The organism is Proteiniphilum sp. UBA1028 (assembly GCF_002316955.1).
Classification (GTDB): Bacteria; Bacteroidota; Bacteroidia; order Bacteroidales; family Dysgonomonadaceae; genus Proteiniphilum.
This window is the reverse complement of sequence record NZ_DCEN01000031.1, coordinates 57327-80490: the sequence shown is the minus strand read 5'-3', so window position 1 is coordinate 80490 and position 23164 is coordinate 57327. Positions and strand designations below refer to the sequence as shown.

At 47.3% G+C, this 23164-nt stretch carries 18 protein-coding genes and 1 pseudogene; 8 read left to right on the top strand and 11 right to left on the bottom strand.

The features are described 5' to 3' along the window. The 6 genes and pseudogenes from B3Z75_RS04410 to B3Z75_RS04385 form a co-directional block, all read right to left on the bottom strand. Positions 1 to 1105 (bottom strand): annotated as a pseudogene (locus B3Z75_RS04410) (urocanate hydratase); the annotation flags it as partial. Positions 1106 to 1362: 257 nt separating this feature from the next. Next, on the bottom strand, positions 1363 to 2268 hold the full coding sequence (locus B3Z75_RS04405) for a hypothetical protein (RefSeq protein ID WP_294068160.1): 906 nt from the start codon (positions 2266 to 2268) through the stop codon (positions 1363 to 1365). 54 nt (positions 2269 to 2322) lie between these two features. Next, the gene (locus B3Z75_RS04400; protein WP_294068158.1) at positions 2323 to 2763 is read right to left on the bottom strand and encodes a DUF6108 family protein; all 441 of its coding nucleotides are present in this window, start codon (positions 2761 to 2763) and stop codon (positions 2323 to 2325) included. Between the two features lie 11 nt (positions 2764 to 2774). After that, positions 2775 to 3227, bottom strand: a complete 453-nt coding sequence (locus tag B3Z75_RS04395) for a hypothetical protein (protein ID WP_294068156.1) — start codon at positions 3225 to 3227, stop codon at positions 2775 to 2777. Next, positions 3224 to 3739, bottom strand: coding sequence for an RNA polymerase sigma factor (locus B3Z75_RS04390; protein ID WP_294068154.1), 516 nt, complete (start codon positions 3737 to 3739; stop codon positions 3224 to 3226). Before B3Z75_RS04390 ends, B3Z75_RS04395 begins: the two co-directional genes overlap by 4 nt. 114 nt (positions 3740 to 3853) lie before the next feature. Continuing rightward, complete coding sequence (locus B3Z75_RS04385) at positions 3854 to 5050, bottom strand: MFS transporter (protein WP_294068152.1); 1197 nt, start codon at positions 5048 to 5050, stop codon at positions 3854 to 3856. Between the two features lie 205 nt (positions 5051 to 5255). Here B3Z75_RS04385 and B3Z75_RS04380 point away from each other — a divergent pair, with 205 nt between their 5' ends. The 4 genes from B3Z75_RS04380 to B3Z75_RS04365 all read left to right on the top strand — a co-directional run bounded on the left by B3Z75_RS04380 (position 5256) and on the right by B3Z75_RS04365 (position 11103). Further along, on the top strand, positions 5256 to 5831 hold the full coding sequence (locus B3Z75_RS04380) for a DUF4126 domain-containing protein (RefSeq protein ID WP_294068150.1): 576 nt from the start codon (positions 5256 to 5258) through the stop codon (positions 5829 to 5831). Positions 5832 to 5951: 120 nt separating this feature from the next. After that, positions 5952 to 7823: a heavy metal translocating P-type ATPase gene (locus B3Z75_RS04375; protein ID WP_294068148.1), complete on the top strand. Its 1872-nt coding sequence runs from the start codon at positions 5952 to 5954 to the stop codon at positions 7821 to 7823. A 159-nt stretch (positions 7824 to 7982) separates the two neighbouring features. Continuing rightward, on the top strand, positions 7983 to 8741 hold the full coding sequence (locus B3Z75_RS04370) for a copper homeostasis protein CutC (RefSeq protein WP_294068146.1): 759 nt from the start codon (positions 7983 to 7985) through the stop codon (positions 8739 to 8741). A gap of 28 nt (positions 8742 to 8769) precedes the next feature. Next, on the top strand, positions 8770 to 11103 hold the full coding sequence (locus B3Z75_RS04365) for a glycoside hydrolase family 20 protein (protein ID WP_294068144.1): 2334 nt from the start codon (positions 8770 to 8772) through the stop codon (positions 11101 to 11103). A gap of 138 nt (positions 11104 to 11241) precedes the next feature. Here B3Z75_RS04365 and B3Z75_RS04360 read toward each other — a convergent pair whose 3' ends face one another. Further along, the gene (locus B3Z75_RS04360; protein ID WP_294068142.1) at positions 11242 to 12108 is read right to left on the bottom strand and encodes a KPN_02809 family neutral zinc metallopeptidase; all 867 of its coding nucleotides are present in this window, start codon (positions 12106 to 12108) and stop codon (positions 11242 to 11244) included. A 39-nt stretch (positions 12109 to 12147) separates the two neighbouring features. Further along, the gene (locus tag B3Z75_RS04355; protein WP_294068140.1) at positions 12148 to 12981 is read right to left on the bottom strand and encodes a tetratricopeptide repeat protein; all 834 of its coding nucleotides are present in this window, start codon (positions 12979 to 12981) and stop codon (positions 12148 to 12150) included. 85 nt (positions 12982 to 13066) lie between these two features. On the opposite strand from B3Z75_RS04355, the gene B3Z75_RS04350 reads away from it, so the two are divergent. Continuing rightward, positions 13067 to 13993, top strand: a complete 927-nt coding sequence (locus B3Z75_RS04350; protein ID WP_294068138.1) for a mechanosensitive ion channel family protein — start codon at positions 13067 to 13069, stop codon at positions 13991 to 13993. On the opposite strand, the gene B3Z75_RS04345 is transcribed toward B3Z75_RS04350, so the two are convergent. The 3 genes from B3Z75_RS04345 to B3Z75_RS04335 all read right to left on the bottom strand — a co-directional run bounded on the left by B3Z75_RS04345 (position 13972) and on the right by B3Z75_RS04335 (position 17201). After that, a complete protein-coding gene (locus B3Z75_RS04345) occupies positions 13972 to 15546 on the bottom strand; it encodes a peptide chain release factor 3 (RefSeq protein ID WP_294068136.1) in 1575 nt (524 codons plus the stop codon). The two genes, B3Z75_RS04350 and B3Z75_RS04345, sit on opposite strands and share 22 nt — an antisense overlap. An 89-nt stretch (positions 15547 to 15635) precedes the next feature. Further along, positions 15636 to 16610 carry a dTDP-4-dehydrorhamnose reductase gene (gene rfbD / locus B3Z75_RS04340; RefSeq protein WP_294068134.1) on the bottom strand — a complete coding sequence of 325 codons (975 nt, stop codon included), beginning with the start codon at positions 16608 to 16610 and terminating at the stop codon, positions 15636 to 15638. Positions 16611 to 16661: 51 nt separating this feature from the next. Then, on the bottom strand, positions 16662 to 17201 hold the full coding sequence (locus B3Z75_RS04335; RefSeq protein ID WP_294068132.1) for a DUF4924 family protein: 540 nt from the start codon (positions 17199 to 17201) through the stop codon (positions 16662 to 16664). Positions 17202 to 17343: 142 nt separating this feature from the next. On the opposite strand from B3Z75_RS04335, the gene B3Z75_RS04330 reads away from it, so the two are divergent. The 3 genes from B3Z75_RS04330 to secD all read left to right on the top strand — a co-directional run. Further along, a complete protein-coding gene (locus tag B3Z75_RS04330) occupies positions 17344 to 18141 on the top strand; it encodes an MBL fold metallo-hydrolase (protein WP_294068130.1) in 798 nt (265 codons plus the stop codon). Between the two features lie 188 nt (positions 18142 to 18329). Next, positions 18330 to 20450 (top strand): M3 family metallopeptidase, encoded by a 2121-nt coding sequence (locus tag B3Z75_RS04325; protein ID WP_414702859.1) that lies wholly within the window; start codon positions 18330 to 18332, stop codon positions 20448 to 20450. A 287-nt stretch (positions 20451 to 20737) separates the two neighbouring features. Beyond that, a partial coding sequence (secD, locus tag B3Z75_RS04320; RefSeq protein WP_294068128.1) for a protein translocase subunit SecD occupies positions 20738 to 23164 on the top strand: 2427 nt, incomplete at its 3' end.

Here is a 23164-nt window from a genome sequence, read left to right as displayed (position 1 = left end):
GTATGCCAAAAGTATCCCGATCCTCGTGCAGCAGGCGCGTACGTTCCTCAAAGGTGATGCCGGCGGGACAATAACCACCCGTGTAAGGTTCGTGGCAAGAGGTCTGGTCACTCAGCAAGTCTATACGAATCTTTTTATTCTCAGCATACTCCAGGAGCTCCACAATATTTCCGTGATAAGCCACCGAGAGCGGCTCCTTACGCTCCAGCGACTCCCCGGCCCAGTCGAAAGCCGTCTGCATATTTGTCGTGACGCGCTGCACCCATCCCTGTTGCCGGCGTGTTTCTATGCGTGAGTAATCCACCTCCGCAATCACGGATACCGCACCGGCAATGTAGGCAGCCTTGGGCTGTGCGCCACTCATGCCCCCCAGTCCGGAAGAGACAAAGAGATATCCTCTCAGGTCTTCGTGGTTTGGAATACCCAGCTTCAACCGGCCTGCATTCAACAGTGTATTGAAAGTGCCATGCACAATGCCCTGGGGACCGATATACATCCATCCTCCTGCCGTCATCTGTCCGTAATTGGCTACCCCCATCTGCGCGGCAATCTCCCAGTCGGCCTGATTGTCGAACATGCCCACCATCATCGAGTTGGTGATGATCACCCGCGGTGCATCGGGGCTGGATTTAAATAACCCCAGCGGATGGCCGCTCTCCACCACCAGCGTCTGATCTTGTCTCATCAGCTCCAAATATTTTTTAATCAGCCGGTACTGCATCCAGTTCTGGCACACCTGCCCAGTCTCACCGTATGTAACCAGCTCATAGGGGTAGAGAGCGATGTCGAAGGAAAGGTTGTTATCGATCATCGCCTGAAATGCTTTCCCTTCCAGACAGTTTCCATTATACTGATCGACAGGCTGCGCCCGCAAGTCACCTCCGGGGCGAAAGCGGTAGCCGTATATCCTTCCACGTGTTTTCAGCTCATTCAGGAACTCGGGTGCCACCCGACTGTGCAACTCAGTGGGAATGTATCGTAACGCATTCTTCAAAGCAATATAAGTCTGCGACTTGGTGAGTCGGTAGCCTCGATCCGGTGCACGCCGGATACCCTCCCGAAATGGGAGATACGGAGGTAGCTGGTGGTCTAAGGTCATCTGCATACACATACATATTAATAACCGGTTCGGAAGTCAGCGTGGCAACCTGCTCCATATGGCCGGTATAATGAGTAAATATGGCAATTCCGGTATTTCGAAGAAACGGTTAACAAAAATAGCGAATTTTGCGAATAATTGCCTGCTATGCAGCGATAAGTTCGTTTATTTTATCAATCAGCGCTTGCCGCGTTATGCCTGAGCAATCAGGTATAACGCGGCAAGCGTGGCCATGGAGGAAGGGGATTCCCGGTGTAAGCTCATCAAAAGTATAACTGAATCCCTATTGTTCCCTGATTGGCCTGCGGTCCTTTGTTATTCAGAAAAAGTGTAAAAGGACTGTAGGACAGGAAAAAGCCGACATCACCAATTCCCGCCTGCATCAAAAGATCGAACGCTAAGGGACGGATATTCAACTCCCCGGGTTGTTTTACTTTTCGTTCTTTTCCATTCTCTTTCAGCCATATTTTTGAGGATGAGGCTGTTTTGATCTTACCCACAACTCCTGCGTTCAGGAAGATGGTTTCTCCGCATCCAACAGGAAAATTCACCTCCAGCAGCAAAGGAAAGGTGAGGCAGGTAAAGTGCAACCGCGATTTATGCAAAACTTCGTCGGAAGTGCTGATTACCGTTTTATAATCCATTACTTCCATGTACTTATTGTTCTGAAGATGCAGAGAATTAAATTGAATACCGAACCCCGTCACCAGCGAGAACCCGTTATTACCCAAACGCCAGTGGTTGTCAAAAAAGTTCAGATTATATTGCAACGACCGGCTCAGATTCAAGGCAGATGCTATCTCTCCGTCAAAATCAAATCCATTGGGCAGATTTGAAAAGCCGATGCCGAACCCGGCCCAATGCGAAGCCGCTACTTTGCGTTTTTCCTTCGGTTTAAAAATATCGGGGACGAATATGTCAAACCTGTTTTCATAACGACGCTCAACACTTTTGTTGTCCGTGAAAATTCCCTCATAAATTTTATTACTCCTGATCGTATCACCCGCTTCATTGCACCGATAGACAGAGACATTGATTTCGTCGGGTTGTTCCCGTATGACTACCATCCGGTTCTGATAATGAAAGGTGGTATCGGCTGGAAAGAAAGAGGAAGCGTTCACATAGCCCAGGCTGGCCAGAAAGACAAGAATTGCAAAAAATGTTTTCATTGATGATATGTTTAATTTGTGTAATTACGTGATGATTTTGCTCCCCGAGGGCGCTTATTCTCGCAGAAACAGTTTGTTGATTAACTCCTCCGATTTGAGATCACCTTCCATATATATCAGCGTGGCCTGCTGATCTTCCCCAATTTTAAAGAGTATATACCGGTTTATTTTTTTCCCTTCATCGGGAAGTTGATAGTAACCTGAGCGTATGACTCCGTTACGGATTACCTCCTTGATCTTCCGGGCCTGTCTTTTATCATGATCCAGGCACTGTTGAATATCGTCAGATACAGGAGCAGCATATTTCAGTGTGATGCTGCGATATGAGCTAAGTCGGTAATCCCGGATTGCCTCTCCCGACAGGAGAACCATGGTGCTTCCCTTCAGCTTTCCATATTTCTCGAAGATGTTGTTTATTTGCAGATCCTGTCCAGAAACAGAAACCACGAAAAGGGACATCGCACAGCAGAGAATAAGTGTTCGTACTCGTTTCATATCTTATGGTTTTACTCCAGCACAAAGCGAAGTTGCTCTTCCAGCAAATCTTCTTCTGATTTCACTTTTTCGAACGATTTTTTGGCGTATGACCGCACAACGTGAATTTGGGTAATCTTTTCCCCGTTTATCCAAACACTATTTTCATCAGTCAATGAATAATCATTTCTCATGTTACGGTTCAGGAAAATCACTCCCAACAGCAGAGAGGCAGCCAGGGATGCAATTTTCAGTATACGAATACTCCGGCTTTTGTTTTTGTGGACTACCACGGGATCCTCTCTCAAAGCACGCAAAAATTCATTCACGCTTGCTTCCTCCGCAAAATAGGTAAAAAGAGGACGGACCTCCGATTGTTCGTCCGAAGCATCCAAGTCACAGAAATACCTGCGCAGAAGCATCTCCTCTTCCCGGGTTGTCTCCCCCCGGAAGTATTTTTCGTGCATTTTTTTTATCTCGTTCATAAAGCTTCCTGTTTTATTTCTCTCAGCCGTAAATATTCGGCCGTTTCACTCTTCTTACGGCACATCAGGTACTGTTCACGTAATCTTCGCCTGGCCCTGGAAAGATTATTGCGTACAGCCTCGGCGGCGATGCCCGTTATTTCAACAATCTCTTCCGTTTCATAACCGTCAATTTCTTTCATTCGAAGAATTTGCCTTTGCAAAGGAGGCAACAAAGAGATAATCCGGTGAATAAGGGCATGTTCCTCTTTTATTTCCATCAGCTTATCCGGGAGATATGCTTCCTCTTCAGTATGCATGAGTTCTGCCTCCGTTCCTTCGGGACGCCTTTTCCTGATTTTGTCAACACTCAAATTTCTGGTCATTGTCACGCAGTACGCTTCCAGGTTATCCGGATCACCGCATGTGCGACACCGGTGCCAGAGCTTCAGGCACACCTCCTGCACCACATCTTCCGCATCTTCACTGTTTCGTGTAATACGATTTGCGAGAATGAGAAGTACAGGTCGCAAGTCTATAACGGCTCTTTTGTATTCAGCAATGTCCATTTCTACATTATACGACGCAAAAAAAAGAAAAACGTATCATCGCAAAACAATTTTTTATGCGATTGCCAACCGGATTATTCAGGGATGGGACACAGGCTTACCCGGGGTTTCGTTTTTTCTTAGGATAAACAGAACCATCATCGCAGTAGCAATTAACGACATAATCGAGCCAAAATAAAAAGGCGCACTCGAGTTAACGTGATCGTACAGGAGGCCTGCAATTAAACTGGCCGGAAGCAGTGTAATGCCCAAAACAGCGTGATAAATTCCGTATCCGGTACCTTTTAGCTCTTTGCTAGTCAAATCGGAAATAAAGGATTTTTGACTTACATCGGTCAACGCGCTGTACATCCCGTACAATATAAAAAGGCCGATAAAAATAAAAATATTGTTGAATCTGCCGAAAAGAAAATAGACAATTGAATAAATAAGGAACCCGGCTGCAATTAGTTTTTCACGACCGATCCGGTCGGATAATTTACCGACAGGAATGGCTGTCAACACCGAAATGGCGTTGAAAATCATATACAAAAACGGAATAAAAGCCTCTTTTATCCCCGTCTCGCTGGTTTTGATGATCAGCAAGGCATCGGAAGAATTTCCCAACGAAAAGACAAATATGATGAAAAGGAACTGATGATATCGCCGGGGAAGTTGTTTAAAAGAGACTTTCTCAGCAGCCTTTATTCTGGTATTATTAACTTCTTTGATGCCAAAAATTATAGATAACACACCGAATACCGCTGGAATGGTCGCCCATAAAAACAAGTTGGAATAATTCAAAGGTACAAAATAAAGAATGAGGGCCGCTACTAACGGGCCGACAACGGCACCGCTGTTATCCATCGCCTTTTGAAATCCGAAACTTCTACCAACTTCATTTTTAGGAATGGAATTGCTTATCAGGCTGTCGCGCGGTGCTGCCCGAAGCCCCTTCCCCACCCGTTCTGTAAAACGGATAAGAAGCGCTTGAACAGGTCTTGTGACGATTGAATACAAAGGTGTGACAACGGTAGTGACACCATAACCCAAAATCATAAACGGTTTGTTTTTCCCTATTTTATCGCTCCAATATCCCGAAACAGCCTTCAGCAAAGAAGCCGTACTTTCTGCAATTCCTTCGATCAGCGAAATAGTTGTTTTTGAAGCTCCAATCGACATCAGAAACAATGGCATCACACTATAAATCATCTTGGTGGAAGTGTCGGTAAAGAAGCTGGTTAGTCCTGTAAAAAAAATGTTGCGCGACAAGCCCAAAAACTTTTTCTTTTTCATTGAAGTATTTTTTCTATGATCATCCTCATTTCCACTTGCAGGCTAAAACAGGTGCAAGTCATATTCATGGGCAAAGGTACTGATTGTACATTAAATCACCTATCATTGTAAAAACAGAACCTCACATGCAAGTCTAAAATTTAAACCAATTTATTTTTAGCAGGTCAAACCTCCGTTATATAGACAATTATATATACCTTCGACTATGGAAATGAATTTGGAAACTATCAGTGCCGTTGCACTAGGAGTCGGGTTAAGCGCCAGTGCCGGATTCCGGGTTTTTATCCCATTACTTGTGGCCGGACTCGCATCGCATTTTGATATGTTGCCGTTGGGTGAAAGCTTTGCCTGGATGGGATCGCTTCCCGCTCTCATCTGCTTTGGCGTCGCCTCCGTGGTTGAGGTGCTGGCATACTACATTCCTTTTGTCGACAACCTGATCGACAGCATCGCCACGCCGCTTTCTGTTTGTGCCGGAACGCTGCTGATGACATCGGTGTTTCCCGCCGAGAATGAGTGGATGAAATGGATCATGGGGCTCGTGGTGGGTGGCGGCACAGCTGTCACCATACAAAGCGGGACTGCTATTACGCGCCTGCTGTCCACCAAGTTTACTGCCGGGGGCGGCAACCCGATAGTTTCCACAGGCGAAGGTGTTGCCGCCACGGGTTTTTCAATCATGTCATTGATCACACCCATCCTCGTAGCCGTGATTTTTGTGGGATTTATCGCAGTGTTCCTACGATTTGTTTACCATAGACTGCGTCCAAATTCACAGTAAACTCGTCCTGTTTTAGCGGTATCAGATTCACCTTTGACGGATATAGACATTGATTTATGCGCAACACAGTTGCACTAAATACCCTCTACCTTTACACCCGGTAAAAAATTATTGTTTGGTATGAAAAAAAGCAAGTTCCGGCTTTTCCTGCCGGCAAATATCTCGTTCCTTTTATTCGCTACCGGGATCCTGTTTGACTATTTTCTGCAACCCTTCTGGTTCGCAGGATGGATGCGCGCAGTGTGGTACATCATCGCCTATATACCCGTGGGGGTACCTGTACTGAAAGAGGCATTCATTCATATAACCAAGGGATCGGTTTTTTCTGAGTTCTTTTTGATGGGAATTGCCACTGTCGGCGCATTTGCCATCGGCGAATATCCGGAAGGAGTGGCGGTAATGCTGTTTTATACTGTGGGAGAAATATTTCAAACCCTAGCGGTATCGAAGGCCCACAGAAGTATCCAGTTGCTGATCGACCAGCGCCCTGATGAAGCAACGATCCTCAGGGACAATGTGCCTTTGACGATGAAAGCCACACAGGTGACCATCGGCGAAGTAATCCAACTGAAACCGGGCGAAAGGCTGGGACTGGATGGTAAATTGCTCTCTGAGAATGGGAGTTTTAACAGCTCAGCCCTGACAGGAGAAAGCAAACCCGACACCAGAAAAAAAGGAGATAAAGTACTGGCAGGCATGGTCAACATGGACAGTCTCTGCCTGATAAAGGTAGACACGCCTTATGCAGAGAGCAAATTAAGTCGTATGCTGGAACTGGTCCAAAATGCCACGGCCCAGAAAGCGCCTACTGAGTTGTTTATTCGAAAGTTTGCCAAAGTTTACACTCCAGCCGTTGTAGGTATGGCATTCGCCATCGCAATCCTGCCCTTTTTCTTCGTGAGCGGTTATCTTTTCAGCGATTGGCTCTACCGTGCGTTGATCTTTCTGGTTATTTCATGTCCCTGTGCACTGGTTGTCAGCATTCCGCTGAGTTATTTCGGCGGTATCGGCGCCGCCAGCCACCACGGTATATTATTCAAGGGAAGTAACTTCCTCGATGCACTTGCCAATATTCAAAACGTGGTGATGGATAAAACCGGCACGATGACCGAAGGCGTTTTCGAAGTTCAGGAGGTACATTTGATGCCGGGGTTCGATAAAAAGAAAATGCTGCAATTGGTCAATGCGCTGGAAAGTAAAAGCACACATCCCGTGGCGACTGCCATTCACCGGTACGTGGGAGAAACAGACTACAGCATTGAGATTGAAAACAGCGAAGAAATTGCAGGACACGGACTGAAAGCCACGGTCAACGGAGAAGTGCTGCTTGTCGGAAATTTCAACTTATTGAATAAATATGGCATTCCGTACGATCAGAAAGTCAACGAAACCATTCAGACAGTCGTTGCCATTGCCTATGGTGGAACATATGCCGGCTACCTGACCATTGCCGATAAGATCAAAGAGGATGCCAAATTAACGGTACGCCAGCTGAAAGCGATGAATGTAAAGCCGATCATGTTGAGTGGTGACAAAGAGACCGTAGTGAAAAATGTAGCCGGAATGTTGGGCATTTCCCGGGCATTCGGAGACCTGCTACCGGAAGACAAAGTAAATAAAATTAAAGAGATAAAAGCTATGAAGGAAAGCGTAGCCTTCGTAGGCGACGGAGTGAATGACGCTCCTGTGGTGGCGATCAGTGATGTGGGTATCGCGATGGGCGGCCTGGGCAGTGATGCTACCATCGAGATGGCCGATGTGGTCATCCAAGATGATATGCCGTCCAAAATCCCGGTAGCAATCCGCATCGGAAAAGAAACCCAAAAAACTGTGTGGCAAAACATTACATTGGCATTTGTCGTAAAAGGGTTAATCATGCTGCTGGGCACTGCCGGTCTGGCAACCATGTGGGAGGCAGTTTTTGCCGACGTGGGTGTCTCCTTGCTTGCCATTCTCAATGCTGTAAACATACAACGAAAGCAATTTTCATGAAACTGAGGCCAGTAAACTATTCGGTATTTTATAACCACAATTCCGTCAATCCGGACCCGGCGAAAGTTTTTCATTTATTCTTTCATTTTATTATATTTGCAGCGTGGATTAATTAATATTTTAAATTAATGCCGGATTCCGGTGAATAAAAAAACCGATATGCCAAACGACTACAAACTGGAGATTTGTGCCAACTCGGTGGCAAGCTGCCTTGAAGCACAAAAAGGAGGTGCTTACCGTGTGGAACTCTGTGCTGCCATTCCGGAAGGAGGCACTACCCCATCCTATGGTGATATTGCTCTGGCGAGAGAATTGCTGGAGATAAAACTCAACGTGATAATTCGTCCCCGCGGTGGTGATTTTCTCTATTCCGACCTGGAACAACGGATTATGTTAAAAGACATTGAAGCTGCCCGTAAGCTGGGAGCAGACGGAGTGGTAATTGGCTGTCTCACACCGCAAGGGGAGGTAGATATGCCCCGAATCAGGGAGCTTATACAGGCTGCGGAAGGAATGAGCATCACCTTTCACCGGGCATTCGATATGTGTCGCGACCCGTTTGAGGGCCTGGAACAAATCATCGAACTGGGGTGTGACCGGATTCTCACTTCCGGTCAGCAACCCAAGGCCGAACAAGGAATTGAGCTATTGAAGGAACTGGTAAAAGAAGCCGGGAATCGCATCATCATCATGCCAGGCAGCGGCGTGAATGCACAGAATATTGCAAAACTGGCAAAAGAAACCGGTGCCAAAGAATTCCATCTCTCGGCAAGGGAATCGGTTGAAAGCGGCATGATCTACCGTAACCCCCACCTGAAAATGGGGAACGACGTGATTGTCATCGACGAGTATTCCCAACAGGTGACCCGTGCCGGCAAGGTAGAGGAGATCATCCGTGCCTGGAAGGAAAAAATCTAAATTAATTATTTATAAATAGATTATATATATGAAGGTAATCAACAACTTACAAATTGCATTCATTCTAATATCCCTACTTGCATCCTGCGCCACAGGAGGCAAGGGGACGGCTGAAGCAAATTATGGGGTAGTCCCCTTGCCCGACCGCATCAACACCACGGAAGGAGCAGCTTTTCTGCTCTCCGGAACAACAAAAATTGTCTTCCCGGAAGGGAATGAAAAGATGCAGCGCAACGCTGAGTTTCTTGCAGACTACCTGAAATTGTCTGCCGGCATCAGACCGGCAGTCACCACTGTAACAACCGAGCAGGATGCTATCGTTATGGCAACAGGACTAGAGCACGACAATCCGGAGGCTTACCGGATCAGCGTCAATGACCGGAGAATCCGCATTGAAGGAGTTTCGGAAGCAGCCGTCTTCTACGGAATACAAACACTTCGCAAGTCGGTCCCTGTAGGGAGCTACGCGAGTGTATCCTTCTCGCCGGCAACCATCGACGATGCGCCCCGATTTGCCTATCGTGGCATGATGCTTGATATAGCACGCCATTTTCAACCTGTCGATTTTATCAAAAAGTATATTGATCTTCTGGCATTACACAACATCAATCGTTTTCACTGGCACCTCACCGATGATCAGGGATGGAGAATTGAAATAGATGCCTATCCGAAGCTAACCGAAGTCGGCTCTATGCGCAAAGAGACCGTAATCGGCCGCAACACGGGAGAGTATGATGGCACTCCGCATGGCGGCTTCTACACGAAAGAGGAACTGAGGGAGGTAGTAAAATATGCGGAAGACAGATACATCACCATCATCCCGGAAGTCGACCTGCCGGGCCATATGCTGGCGGCGCTGACTGCGTACCCCGAGCTGGGATGTACTGGCGGCCCCTACGAGGTGGCACGTGAGTGGGGTGTGTTCGACGATGTGCTCTGTCCAGGCAAGGAGGAGACTTTTACCTTTCTGGAGGCGGTGTTAACCGAGGTGATGGATATCTTTCCTTCTAAATATATCCATATTGGCGGCGACGAAGCTCCCAAGACACGATGGGAGGAGTGCCCGGACTGTCAGGCACGCATCAAAAAACTGGGACTCAAGGACCAAGATGGGCACATGGCAGAACATTATCTGCAGAGCTATGTAACAGCCCGCATCGAGAAGTTTCTGAACGAGCGCGGACGCAGCATCATCGGATGGGACGAAATTCTGGAGGGCAAACTGGCTCCCAACGCCACAGTGATGTCGTGGCGTGGTATGGGGGGAGGCATAAAGGCAGCACAGATGGGACATGACGTGATCATGACACCCACCACCTACTGTTACTTTGACTATTACCAGACGCAGTATACCGACGGGGAGCCGCTCGCCATTGGTGGTTTTGTTCCCCTGCAGCAGGTCTACAGCTTTGAACCGGCACCCGACCAGCTCACAGAAGAGCAAAAGAGCCACATCCTGGGTGCACAGGCAAACTTATGGACAGAATATATCAAGGAGCCGGAGCATGTGGAATACATGACACTTCCACGACTGGCAGCCATGAGTGAGGTGCAATGGATGCAACCCGGCAAGAAAAACTATGACCATTTTTTGAAGCGATTGCCACAATTACTGGCACTCTACGATAAGCTGGGCTACAACTTCGCCACCCATGTGTTCGACGTGGAAGCAACGCTAACACCCAACTTCGACACAAATGCACTGGATGTGACCTTCAGCACCATCGACGACGCACCGGTCTATTATACACTCGACGGAAGCGAGCCGGGTGAATCATCAGCCCGTTACGAAAATAAGCTTTCAGTCAGGGAAGATACCGAATTGAAGGCGGTAGCCATCCGCAACGGGAAAAAAAGCAAAGTTTTTAGCGAAAAGATAACGATCAGCAAGTCATCTTACATGCCAGCCGTGCTGCTCACCACGCCGGCATCCGGTTATGCCTACGGGGGTGCATCCATGTTGGTGGACGGGGTCAACGGCATCGGCACCAACTACCGCACAGGCCGTTGGATAGGTTTTCAGGGAGAAAATCTGGTGGCAGTGATCGATCTGCTGCAGCCTACGGAGATCAGCAAGGCAGAGGTTCGCAATGCGGTGGTAACGGGCGACTGGATCTTCGACGCATCGGAGATCACTATCGAATCTTCTGCAGACAATCAAGCATTTGCACCAGTTATCAGTATGCCCATTACCGATGAGAAGAATGAACAATGGTCGGACATCTCCACACACACGCTGACATTTGATCCTGTTACGGCGCGCTACTTCAAGGTAACAGTAAAACCTTCGGTGATGCCGGAATGGCACCCGGGGAAAGGAAATCGCGCCTTTATCTTTATTGACGAAATCAGGCTGGACTAATCTGAATTTGAGACAAAATTTTAAACGGCTGTTTTACAGATATAGTGACCCCTAAAGTCTGGACAAGAGATAAATTAAAATTCTTGTAATAGAGCTCGGTATTGCACCGGGCTCTTTCCTTTTAGCCTGTTTTTCATTCTAATTTAGTCCTGGATCATTAAAGGTATCTCCCTGGCTGATATCTCCGGTTTGCATTCCCTTTCTGAACCAATAGGTGCGTTGTTCAGCAGTGCCGTGTGTGAATGAGTCAGGCACACTATAACCCATCGACTTCTTTTGAATGGTATCGTCTCCCACAGCAGTGGTAGCACTGATGGCCGACTCCAGATCACCCGGTTCAAGCAGGATCATGTTCATCTTTTGAGCGTGGTAGACCCACACTCCGGCCAGAAAGTCGGCTTGCAATTCAAGTTTTACATTCAGCCTATTCTGTTCCGTTTCGCTGATCTGCCCCCTGTACTGATTCACCTGATCAATAACCCCCAGTAACTTTTGCACGTGATGCCCCACTTCGTGGGCTGTCACATACGCCATGGCCAGATCACCCTTGGCGCCGAAGTCCGATTTAAGCTGATGAAAAAAGTTAAGATCAATATACATCTTCTCATCTGCAGGACAATAAAACGGTCCCACGGCAGCAGAAGCCCCGCCACATTCCGAGACCGTTTCATCGGTAAAGGTCACCAAAGTAGGATTCACATAGTTATGCCGCAGTTGTGTCCTGAAAATCTCAGTCCACACATCATTGGCACTGTTGAACACACCCAGAGTAAAAACTTTCAGTTCTTCATTTTCATTGGCCCGGGATGGATCGGTCAGTTCCTCCGATTGACCCGGTGCCACTCTATTGACCATATCCACTGCCTGAAAAGGATTTTGTCCCAGCAACAGTGCGATTACGACAATCACAATCACCCCTATTCCGCCCACTGCGGCTTTTTTATTGCTCCTTCCTCTCCGGTCCTCAAAGTTGGCTTCGCTATCATTCCTGTTGATCCATTTCATACGATAAGTTTATTATTAAACAACGTCTGCTTCATCCCATTATTTTTCTGTTTTTTTCAGCCATTCATCCACAAACACTCCATCATAGCCCAACACTTTGGCCTTCTTAAAATCGGCACTCGCAGCTACCTTGTCGAATTGTTCATATCGCACGCGACCGCGTAAAAAATAAAAGTAGGGATTGTTTTTTTGGGTGTCTTCTATCGCACGCAAGTCGGCCGATGCCTTAAATATCTGATCAGTGTTCACGTAACACTCAGCACGGTTCAAATAAAAACTGGGATCGACATGCTGCTCTGACTGTATAAGATCTGTATACACTTTCTCTGCAGCCACCCAGTTGTCATCCAGCTTATAACGCAGTGCCCTGCTCAATTTCGTATACAAGTTATCGGGATCAATCTGCTCCGACATTGTAAAATCGGCTTCTGCTTTAGTTCTGTCATGTTGTTCGAGATAGAGCAGGCCACGCCGGTAATAAGCTTCCGCATCACCTGGATAACGATGGATTATCAGATTATAATCTTCCATTGCTTCGTCATACCGCTCCATGTCGCACAACAAAGAGGCTCTATTATGAAGTACCAGATCCGGCATAGGGCTGTTGCCCATGGAAGCCGTAAAGGAGACATAAGCATCGTCGAACAGCCTTAACTGACGTTGCAATATTCCCAGATTCAGCAACAGCACCGGATTACTTTCGTTTGTCGGCTCCAGCGACATCGCCCTTTGCAACGAAGCAGCGGCACTGTCCAATTGATTATTTTCAATAAATTCGGCCGATTGCTCCACCAGTTCTTTGTAGCTTTGACCGAACAGAAATGAGGCCGGGAGTAGAAATATCAGAAAAAATGACGATAATAAAATTCTCATAAACGACTTCAATAAGCAGATGTAAAAACAAATTTAATTAAAAATATTTATCTTTGCCTCTTCATACCCAAAAATAGAAATCAACATGTCATCCGCATTTTCTTTTTTACAAACCGACTCTTTAAATGCGCTTCTTCCGGCAAACGTACAAATAGCTTCTGCTGCCGAACTTATCAAAAACGGCCGCTTTGATGAGTTGTTCGATCAACTTATTACCGGAAGTATCGATTTCCTCGGAAAGCTACTGATTGCCCTACTCATTTTTTACGTGGGAAAATGGTTGATCAGGCGGATTGCCGGATTTTCCGGAAAGGTGTTTGAAAAACGGATCGAGGATGTTGCGCTGCGTAGCTTCCTGATAAACATTGTGAACATCCTACTTTTCTCGGTACTCATCGTTCTTATTATCAACATCGTGGGGACAAGAACCGTCTCCATTGCCGCACTCATCGGCTCGATGGGATTGGCTGTGGGATTGGCTGTGAAAGACAATCTGGCCAACTTTGCCGGTGGCGTCATGTTGCTATTCAATAAGCCGTTTAAGGGAGGCGATTATATAGAGGCACAGAATGTAGCCGGGACGGTGCAATCGGTTGGCATCCTTTATACCACCCTTACAACGTTTGACAACAAAACCATCCATATCCCCAACGGGCCTCTTTCCACTGGCAACATAGTTAACTTCAGTACCCAATCCACACGCCGCGGTGACCTGACCATCAACGTGGATTACGGATCGGATGTAGAACAGGTAAAGCAGCTCCTGACTGGTATTGCGGAGAGGCATCCACAAGTACTGAAAGATCCCGCGCCCATTTCGCGAATGGTGAAGATGAACGACAGTTCCATTGATTTTATATTGCGTATATGGACAGCAAGGGAAGATTTATGGACAGTGACGTGCGACCTGAACGAACAGATTTACGATGCACTCAATGCGGAAGGGCTGAATATTCCCTTCCCGCAAATGACGGTACACTTAGCCGGTCCTCAAAATTCCGAATTGAAATGAAAACGAATGTTTTTGAAATCCTGCTGCGCCATCATCAGAATATATTTTGATTCAGCCAGAAAGACATCCCTACCCTCCTTGTCGTGTGCCATATACTGGAATTTGCGCTTTTTAAACTCGGCGAGCTGCACCGCATCGTCACTATCAATCCAGCATGCCTTATAAAGGTTGATCGGTTCCCAGCGGCATTGGGCACCATACTCGTGGAGCAGACGATATTGAATGACCTCAAACTGTAGTTGCCCCACCGTTCCGATGATTTTTCTCCCGTTAAACTGATTCACAAACAACTGGGCAACGCCTTCGTCCATCAACTGTTCCACTCCCTTCTGCAACTGCTTTGACTTCATGGGATCGGCATTCTCAATATACTTGAACATCTCCGGCGAGAAACTGGGTAGCCCTTTAAAGTGCAACATTTCCCCTGAAGTGAGAGTATCGCCGATCTTGAAGTTACCGTTGTCGGGAAGCCCCACGATATCACCGGCATAAGCTTCGTCCAGAATCTCTTTTTTCTGTGCCATGAATGCCGTGGGGGAAGAGAACCTCATCATCCGGTTAAAACGCACATGCTTGTAGTTCACATTGCGTTCAAATTTTCCGGAACATACCTTCACGAATGCTATACAGGAGCGATGGTTGGGATCCATGTTTGCATGGATCTTGAACACAAAACCGGAGAAAGACTCTTCGTAGGGGTCCACTGATCGCTCTTCAGCCTTCACCTGACGGGGCGACGGGGCAATTTCCACGAAGCAGTCGAGCAGCTCCCTGACACCGAAATTATTCAATGCCGACCCGAAGAACACCGGCGCCAGTTCACCCGCAAGATAGGCTTCCCGCTGAAAATCAGGATATACCTCGGTAATCAACTCCACATCGTCGCGTAGTTTTTTTGATAAATTGTCACCGATATGTTTTTCCAGGCCGGACGATTGTATATCCAGATGTACGGATTTTGTGACAACCTGTTTACTAGGCTGATACAGGTCGAGGCTCTTCCGATAAAGGTTATACACTCCACGAAACCGTTCTCCCATATCAATGGGCCAGCTCAAGGGACGAACAGCAATCTGCAGTTCCTCTTCCAGCTCATCCAGAATATCGAAAGGGTCTCTCCCCTCCCGGTCCATCTTATTCACAAAAATCATAACCGGTGTATTCCGCATGCGGCATACCTCCATCAGCTTCCGGGTCTGTGTTTCTACTCCTTTCGCCACGTCCACCACCACAATCACACTATCAACAGCTGTCAGCGTACGAAAAGTATCTTCGGCAAAATCCTGGTGGCCGGGTGTATCAAGGATATTAATTTTGTAGTCTCCATATTCAAAACCCATGACCGAGGTTGCCACGGAGATACCCCGCTGCTTCTCTATTTCCATCCAGTCGGAAGTAGCTGTTTTCTTAATTTTGTTTGACTTGACGGCTCCTGCCACATGAATGGCTCCGCCAAAGAGCAGCAATTTTTCTGTCAGAGTGGTTTTTCCCGCGTCGGGGTGACTGATGACGGCGAATGTACGCCGCCGCTGTATCTCTTCCTTAAATGTCATCTATCGGTAGTTTCTTAATGTATGTGTATGCCTGTCTTACGTAGGGTATTTACCCGACAACAAGCTGAGGCCTTGAAATGTAATTTATTCTATTCTAAATTCTGAACTCCGGGTTCTAGTTTCCGCAGACATCGGCACAGCGCTTCCTTCCACTCCGGTATTTCCACTCGAAATGTTGAAGTTGTTTTCGATAAATTCATCACGCTGTAAGCAGGCCGCTGTGCTGCAGAAGGATACTCGTCCGATGCAATGGGAGCAAGTTCACAGGTGGAGATACCCGTATACTTTTTGATTGCTTCGGCAAATCTATACCAGGTGGTTTCTCCTCTGTTGGAAAAGTGATACACGCCTGTTTTCCATTCCTGATCTTCCGAAAACTGCAGAATATGGATCGTCATCTCTGCAAGGTCAGCCGCATAAGTAGGGCTTCCCCACTGGTCATCCACAATGGTTAGTCTCTCCTTTTCATGCATGAGGCGAATCATGGTCTTGACAAAATTTGCACCAAATTCTGAATACAACCACGATGTGCGAAGTATCATCCAGTCGCACCCCGCTGCCTGCAGCGCCTTTTCTCCAGCTAATTTTGTTTTTCCATAGACCGACAGCGGGTTTGTGTCCATTGTCTCTGTGTAGGGAACCGTCGACATACCATCGAACACAAAGTCGGTGGAGATATGAATTACTTTCACTCCATATTTTCTGGCTACCTGTCCGATGTTTGCCACTGCCGTCACATTGATGGCAGCAGCTTTATCCTCATCCGTTTCCGCTTTGTCTACTGCCGTATAGGCAGCGCAATTGATCAAATATTGTATCTGACGGTCTATCACAAATGCGTCAATCTGACGGATGTCGGTTATGTCCAGCGTGTCGGCATCGGTAAAAAAGAACCTGAAGGGCAGGTTCATATTGGATACCAGCGTTTTAATCTCACATCCCAACTGACCGTTTGCCCCGGTCACAAGCACATTTTTCTCTACCAGCCCATAAAAATACTGCTGTTTGGGAGTCTCCCTCTCGGAACCTCCCAGCGTCTTGCTCAATCCTGTAAAAATAGGCATAAATTACTCTATTGTCAGCTGTCAGCATTCAGCATCCAGCATTTTGTTTTACTACTTAGATTTCAAATCTTCGCTGTCAATTGTTTTGTACCTGTGTGACAGCAACCGCAGCAACGCCGTTATCTGTGCGACGGCAGCCTGTGTTTCGGTGGAGATCTCCCTTTTTTGCAACTTCAGCAGCAAATAGCCATACAGTGCTGTGAAGCATGTTTCCAATTCCGGTACATTCTTATCCTCCACTTTCGACCGTAATGCCACAATATGCGGCAGGGTATGATAATACAAGGCGATATATTCCGACTCTTTGGGGTCTTTCAACAACCGCAAATGTACATCGGTCAAATCAATGATGATATTTTTATTGATCTGCAAATGCCCCTCCTTCTGGATCCCTTCCGATTTCATCATCATGATGAGTCCCTCATACCAGTCTCGCGCTTCTTCACGTTCCTCCAGCGTTACATAAGCAGAATTGATGATCGATTGCTGTACCTTATCTATATCCAGTTCGCAGGCACGCAAGAGGTCTTCTGTCTGCCACATATAGAGCAGATATTCTGCAATGTTGTCTTGTTTTTTGGGGATATTCATATAAGTATCTGCGTTTGCGGGTAATGCATTACCCGAAACTTTTCACTAAATTTGCCACAAAAATACAACTTTATGCGCAAGTTTCAACCGTTTTTTTATTTCTTCCTCGTTGAAAGTTGAGATTTACGATCGAAAAAGATTTATGCAAAAACAAAACGACACATTATTCTATATCATTGAGTCGGGATATTTTCTGGGCGATGGCGGCGTGATGTTTGGTCCCGTACCAAAGAAATACTGGTCTGCCAAGTACAAGGTAGACGAAAAAAACATGTGTGTTATGTCGCTCCGCTGCCTCTTCATTGTAAGTGGGGACCGGCGTATCCTTGTAGATAACGGATTGGGGAACAAGCACACTTCGAAGTTGAAATTTTTTCAACCCTTCAATCAGAAAGACATCCGGGACGAGATCCGGAAGGTTGGCTATGCACCGGAAGAGGTGACCGATGTTATCCTCACCCATCTGCATTTCGACCATTGTGGAGGAAGCACCGTATATGACGAGGCAAAAAAAGCAGTTCCCGCCTATCCAAATGCCACGTATCACCTGAGCCTGAAGCAATGGCAGAACTACCGGAATCCGTCGCTATTCGAACAGGGTTCATTTTACCCTGAGAATATTGAACCGGTATACGATGCGGGGCAGCTACAGTTTGTACTGGAAGATATCCGTCTTGGCGAACATGTAAAGCTCGAACTGTATGACGGCCATACCCCAGGCCAGATTGTCGTGCTGTTCGAAACCGAAGAGGGAAATTATGCCTTCCCGGGCGACGTGGTACCTACCTCGCTCAACCTGTCACTCAGCTGGCTTTCCGCCTACGACAACAGCGTAGCCGTGGCCATGGAGGAAAAAAAGCGTTTTATGGACAAAGCCAAGGCAGAGAAGCGAACCCTGATCTTTTATCACGACGCTTATACCACCTCGGCTCAGTTATAGGTCGACATCCGCTTTTCGTCCTGTCAGTTCCTGTAGCTACACCTCCATTTGCCCTGCCCGTACATTTCCACGGCTGAAATGCGCAAACGGGCCTGTGGTTTTATAAGAAAATTAATTAACTTTGCCCCATCCAACACTTTGACAGAAATAATTTAGCAACAAATATTCGTCATCAAATTATTACATTCATGAAACGAGTCTTATTCATTACTTTTGTACTTATGACACTACTGTCTTGCAACAATTCGCAGAAGTCCGCCTCCAGGGGCGAACCGGGAAGTATCTTTTTTAGCGAGTTTGATACACCTTACGGCACCCCCCCCTTCGACCAGATTGAGTTTGCCGATTACAGGCCGGCTTTTTTGGCAGGGATGAAAGGGCAAACCGCCGAGATCGAAACAATTGCCAACAACACGGAGGCTCCCACCTTCGAAAACACGATTGTGCCCCTGGACAATAGCGGGAGGTTATTGTCGCGCGTATCGCGTGTATTCTATGGACTGAAGAGCTCCGAGACAAACGATTCCATTCAGGCGCTGGCCGAAGAGCTGTCTCCTCTCCTGTCGGAGCACAGCGACAACATCTACCTGAACGAGATGTTGTTCAACCGAATCAAAACGGTGCACGACGACACCACGGGGTTAAACCTGACTGCTGAACAATATCGCCTGCTGGACGATTATTACAAAAGTTTTGTACGCTCCGGTATCATGCTGGATGAATCAGACAAAGAGAGGCTCCGGGAGATCAACAAAGAGTTGTCCGCGCTCACCCTCAGGTTCGGAAGCAACCTGTTGAAAGAAACAAACGGATATAAGCTTGTGATCAACAAGGAGGCCGATCTTGCGGGCCTTCCGGAGGGGGTCATCACTGCCGCTGCCGATGCTGCCAAAGCTGCTGGTGAAGAAGGTAAATGGGTCTTTGGCCTGCAAAAACCCAGCTGGCTGCCCTTCTTGCAGTACTCCGAAAAACGCGATCTGCGTGAAAAGCTGTACAAGGCCATGTACATGCGCGGCGACAACGACAATGAGAACGACAACAAACAGATCATCAACGACATTGTAAACCTGCGCATAGAAAAGGCACAGATGTTGGGCTTTGATACCCACGCCGAGTTTATCCTTGCTGAGAACATGGCCAAGACTCCGGCAAATGTATACAAACTATTGAATGAAGTGTGGGAGTATGCCCTGGCACAGTCTAAAAAGGAAGCAACTGAGTTGCAGGCACTCATTGATGCGGAAGGAGGGAACTTTAAACTGGCTTCGTGGGACTGGTGGTATTATGCCGAGAAACTGCGCCAGCAAAAGTACGCACTCAATGAAGAGGAGCTGAAGCCCTACTTTAAGATGGAAAACGTACGGGAAGGAGTTTTCACTGTGGCCAACAAACTATACGGACTGAACTTCAAAAAACTGGACAATATTGCCGTATACAACCCGGAGGTGGAAGTGTACGAAGTGACCGATGCCGACGGTTCTCATCTTTCCGTTTTCTATACAGATTATTTTCCCCGTTCCGGCAAAAATGCAGGTGCATGGATGAGCAGCTTCCGCGGTCAGCAAGTACTCGACGGCATAAATATCCGTCCCTTGATTTATAACGTAGGCAACTTCACCCGTCCCACCGAGACAACGCCCTCGCTGCTGACTCTCGACGAAGTAGAGACGCTTTTTCACGAGTTCGGACATGCCCTGCACGGCATGCTGTCGGATGTAACCTATGCCGGCCTTTCCGGGACCAGTGTATCACGCGACTTTGTGGAACTTCCTTCACAGATTATGGAACACTGGGCTTTTCATCCCGATGTACTAAAACTATATGCCAGACATTATCAGACCGGCGAAGTAATTCCCGACGAACTGATTGCAAAAATTGATGCCGCCTCCAAATTCAATATGGGCTTTACCACCGCCGAGTTTGTAGCTGCCGCCCTGCTTGATATGGATTATCACACGCAGCGGGAGATAAAAAAGATTGATGTACGCGAATTTGAAAAACAATCGATGGCTAAAATCGGCCTGATTGACGAAATCATCCCCCGTTACCGCAGTACTTACTTCTCTCATATATTCAGTGGCGGATATTCTGCCGGGTATTATGCCTATCTCTGGGCCGAAGTGTTGGACGCCGATGCCTTCCAGGCATTTGTGGAAAAGGGTATCTTCGACAAGGAAACAGCCCGGCTGTTCCGCGACAACGTTCTTTCGAAAGGCAATACGGAAGATCCCATGGTACTGTATAAGAAATTCAGGGGTGCCGAGCCCAACCCCATATATCTGCTAAAGAACAGAGGGTTTATAGAATAAACAGCCTCACAGCGAAGGAACCCGAAAAAAAATGGAGACTGCAGAAGGTTTTCGCCGGGTTCATCCTGTATGACAATAACTGATTATCGTAGAAACCCCTAACTCACTTTGATATCGCCGGATTCGTTTACAGAAAATAAATCCGGCGATATTGTTCTTAAAAAGATAAAAAAAACGTATATTTGCACGCTCAAAACCAAGGGACATGGCATGTGCCTTAAATTTTAAAAATTAACATCAGTTAGTAACCTGAGAAATAGTAAATTGTAAACAAAAGTAATATTGAAATGCAAAACAAAGGATTTATTAAAGTTTTCAGTATTATCCTGACAGCTATCTGTCTGTTCTATTTGTCTTTCACCGTAGTAGGAAGGCAATACAACAAGAAAGCGGATCAATACGCCAATGGAAACTTAGCCCTGAAGAATCATTATCTTGATTCCTTGTCTACCGAAAAGGTGTTCCTAAACTACACACTGAAACAAATTCGCGAAAAAGAGATCGGACTGGGCCTCGACCTGAAGGGGGGGATGAACGTCGTCCTCGAGATCGATGCGTCACAGGTTCTCAGTTCGTTGGCAAACACCGATGATCCCCTGTTTAACCAGGCGTTGAAAGAGACGATCGTACAGAACCGTCGCGGTAGCTCAGCCGACTTCATCTCGCTGTTTCAGCAAAACTACGAACGAATCAGTCCCGACGGAAAGCTGGCAAATATTTACAGCATCACCATGGGCGACAGGGTAAGTCCTACTGCAACCAATAACGAAGTGATTGCGGTATTGCGCAAGGAGCTGAAGAGTGTGGCCGATAATTCATTCAACGTGCTTGCTACACGTATAGACCGCTTTGGGGTCGTAGCGCCCAACATTCAACGTTTAGACCGCGCGGAACGCATCCTGGTTGAGCTTCCCGGCATCACCGAACCCGAGCGTGTTCGCAACCTGTTGCAGGGAAGTGCCAATCTGGAGTTCTGGAAGACATACAACGTAAACGAACTAAGTATGTATTTCAACGAAATGAATGCCAGATCGGGTGAGTATGCCATGGCAAAAAGAACAGCGATTGCCGACACGTCTGCAGTTGAAACACCTCAGCAGGACTCTCTGTCGGCAATTTTGCCGGCATTGGTCGACTCCACGGAGGCCTTGTTGGTGGATGAAGAAAAAGAGACAGTTGTCACGAAAAGCTTTGTAGAATATTTCAACGAGCCTTACTTTGCCATGAGCGGTGCTTCAGGGCCCATTGTAGGCAGCGTATCAAAACTCGATACTGCCGCTGTGAACTTTCTTCTCCAGCGCTATAAAGATATTTTCCCTGCAGACGTAAGATTCAAATGGGGATTCAAACCAATTGATCAGCGGGAGACCTACTTCCAGCTATTTGCATTGAAGGGTGACGGCAGCAAACGCGGTCCGGCACTGGGTGGCGATGTGATCACCAATGCACGTGCCGACCAGGGTCAGCAAGGCTCCGCCTGGGAAGTAACCATGTCGATGAACTCGTCCGGAGCCAGTCGCTGGTCCACCATCACTGGTGCGGAGATTGGAAAATCAATTGCCATTGTACTGGACAATTATGTATATTCTGCACCCACGGTAAATGGCCGCATCGACGGCGGACGTTCCTCCATCACCGGCAACTTCACGCCACAGGAGGCACAGGACCTGGAGAACGTGCTCAAGTCCGGTAAAATGCAGGCCGGCGTGCGTATCGTGCAGGAAGATGTGGTGGGTCCCTCCCTGGGACAGGAAGCAATCCAGGACGGCCTTATTTCGTTCATCATTGCTTTGGTCGTGCTTTTTGTCTTCACCTGCATGTTATATGGTTTTACACCGGGCATGGTTATCAATGCGGCATTGCTTCTGAACTTCTTCTTTACTCTGGGAGCTCTTGCAGCATTCCAGGCCGTGCTCACCCTCCCGGGTATTGCCGGTATGATCCTCTCGCTCGCCATGGCTGTGGATGCGAACGTGCTCATCAATGAGCGTATCAAGGAAGAACTCGCGGCAGGCAAGACCTTGCGCAGAGCACTCGAAGACGGATACAAAAATGCCTTCTCGGCTATTTTCGACTCCAACCTGACCACAATCATCACCGGTGTCATTCTGGCCATCTTCGGGGCAGGCGCCATCAGAGGATTCGCCATCACCCTGATTATCGGTATCGCAGCGTCATTCCTTACGGCTGTATTCCTGACACGACTGGTGTACGAAAATCGCTTTGCTAAAGGAAAGTGGCAGAATCTCACCTTCAACACGGCTTTTTCAAAGGCTATTTTCAAAGAGTATAACTACAATTTTATTCATAACAGCAAAAGAATCCTGCTGATCATCGGAGTATTTGTTGTCGTCAGCATTGTTTCGTTGTTTACCCTGAAGATGAACGTGGGTATCGACTTCACCGGCGGCCGCAACTATATCGTTCGCTTCGATCAGCCGGTCAAAACGGGAGAGGTACAGGATGCACTCGTACCCTTCTTCGGCGAGTCGGTGCGCGTCATCACCATCGGATCGAGCAACCAGGTGCGCATCTCGACAAACTACATGATTGATACAGAGGGCGAAAATGTGGAACAGGAGCTGCGTGATCTGCTGGGTCAGGGACTGGAAGAATTCATCACACCCGGAAAAACGATAGAAGATCACATCCAGAGTTCACAGAAAGTAGGTCCGAGCATCGCCGAGGACATGATCCGGAATGCATTCCTGGCA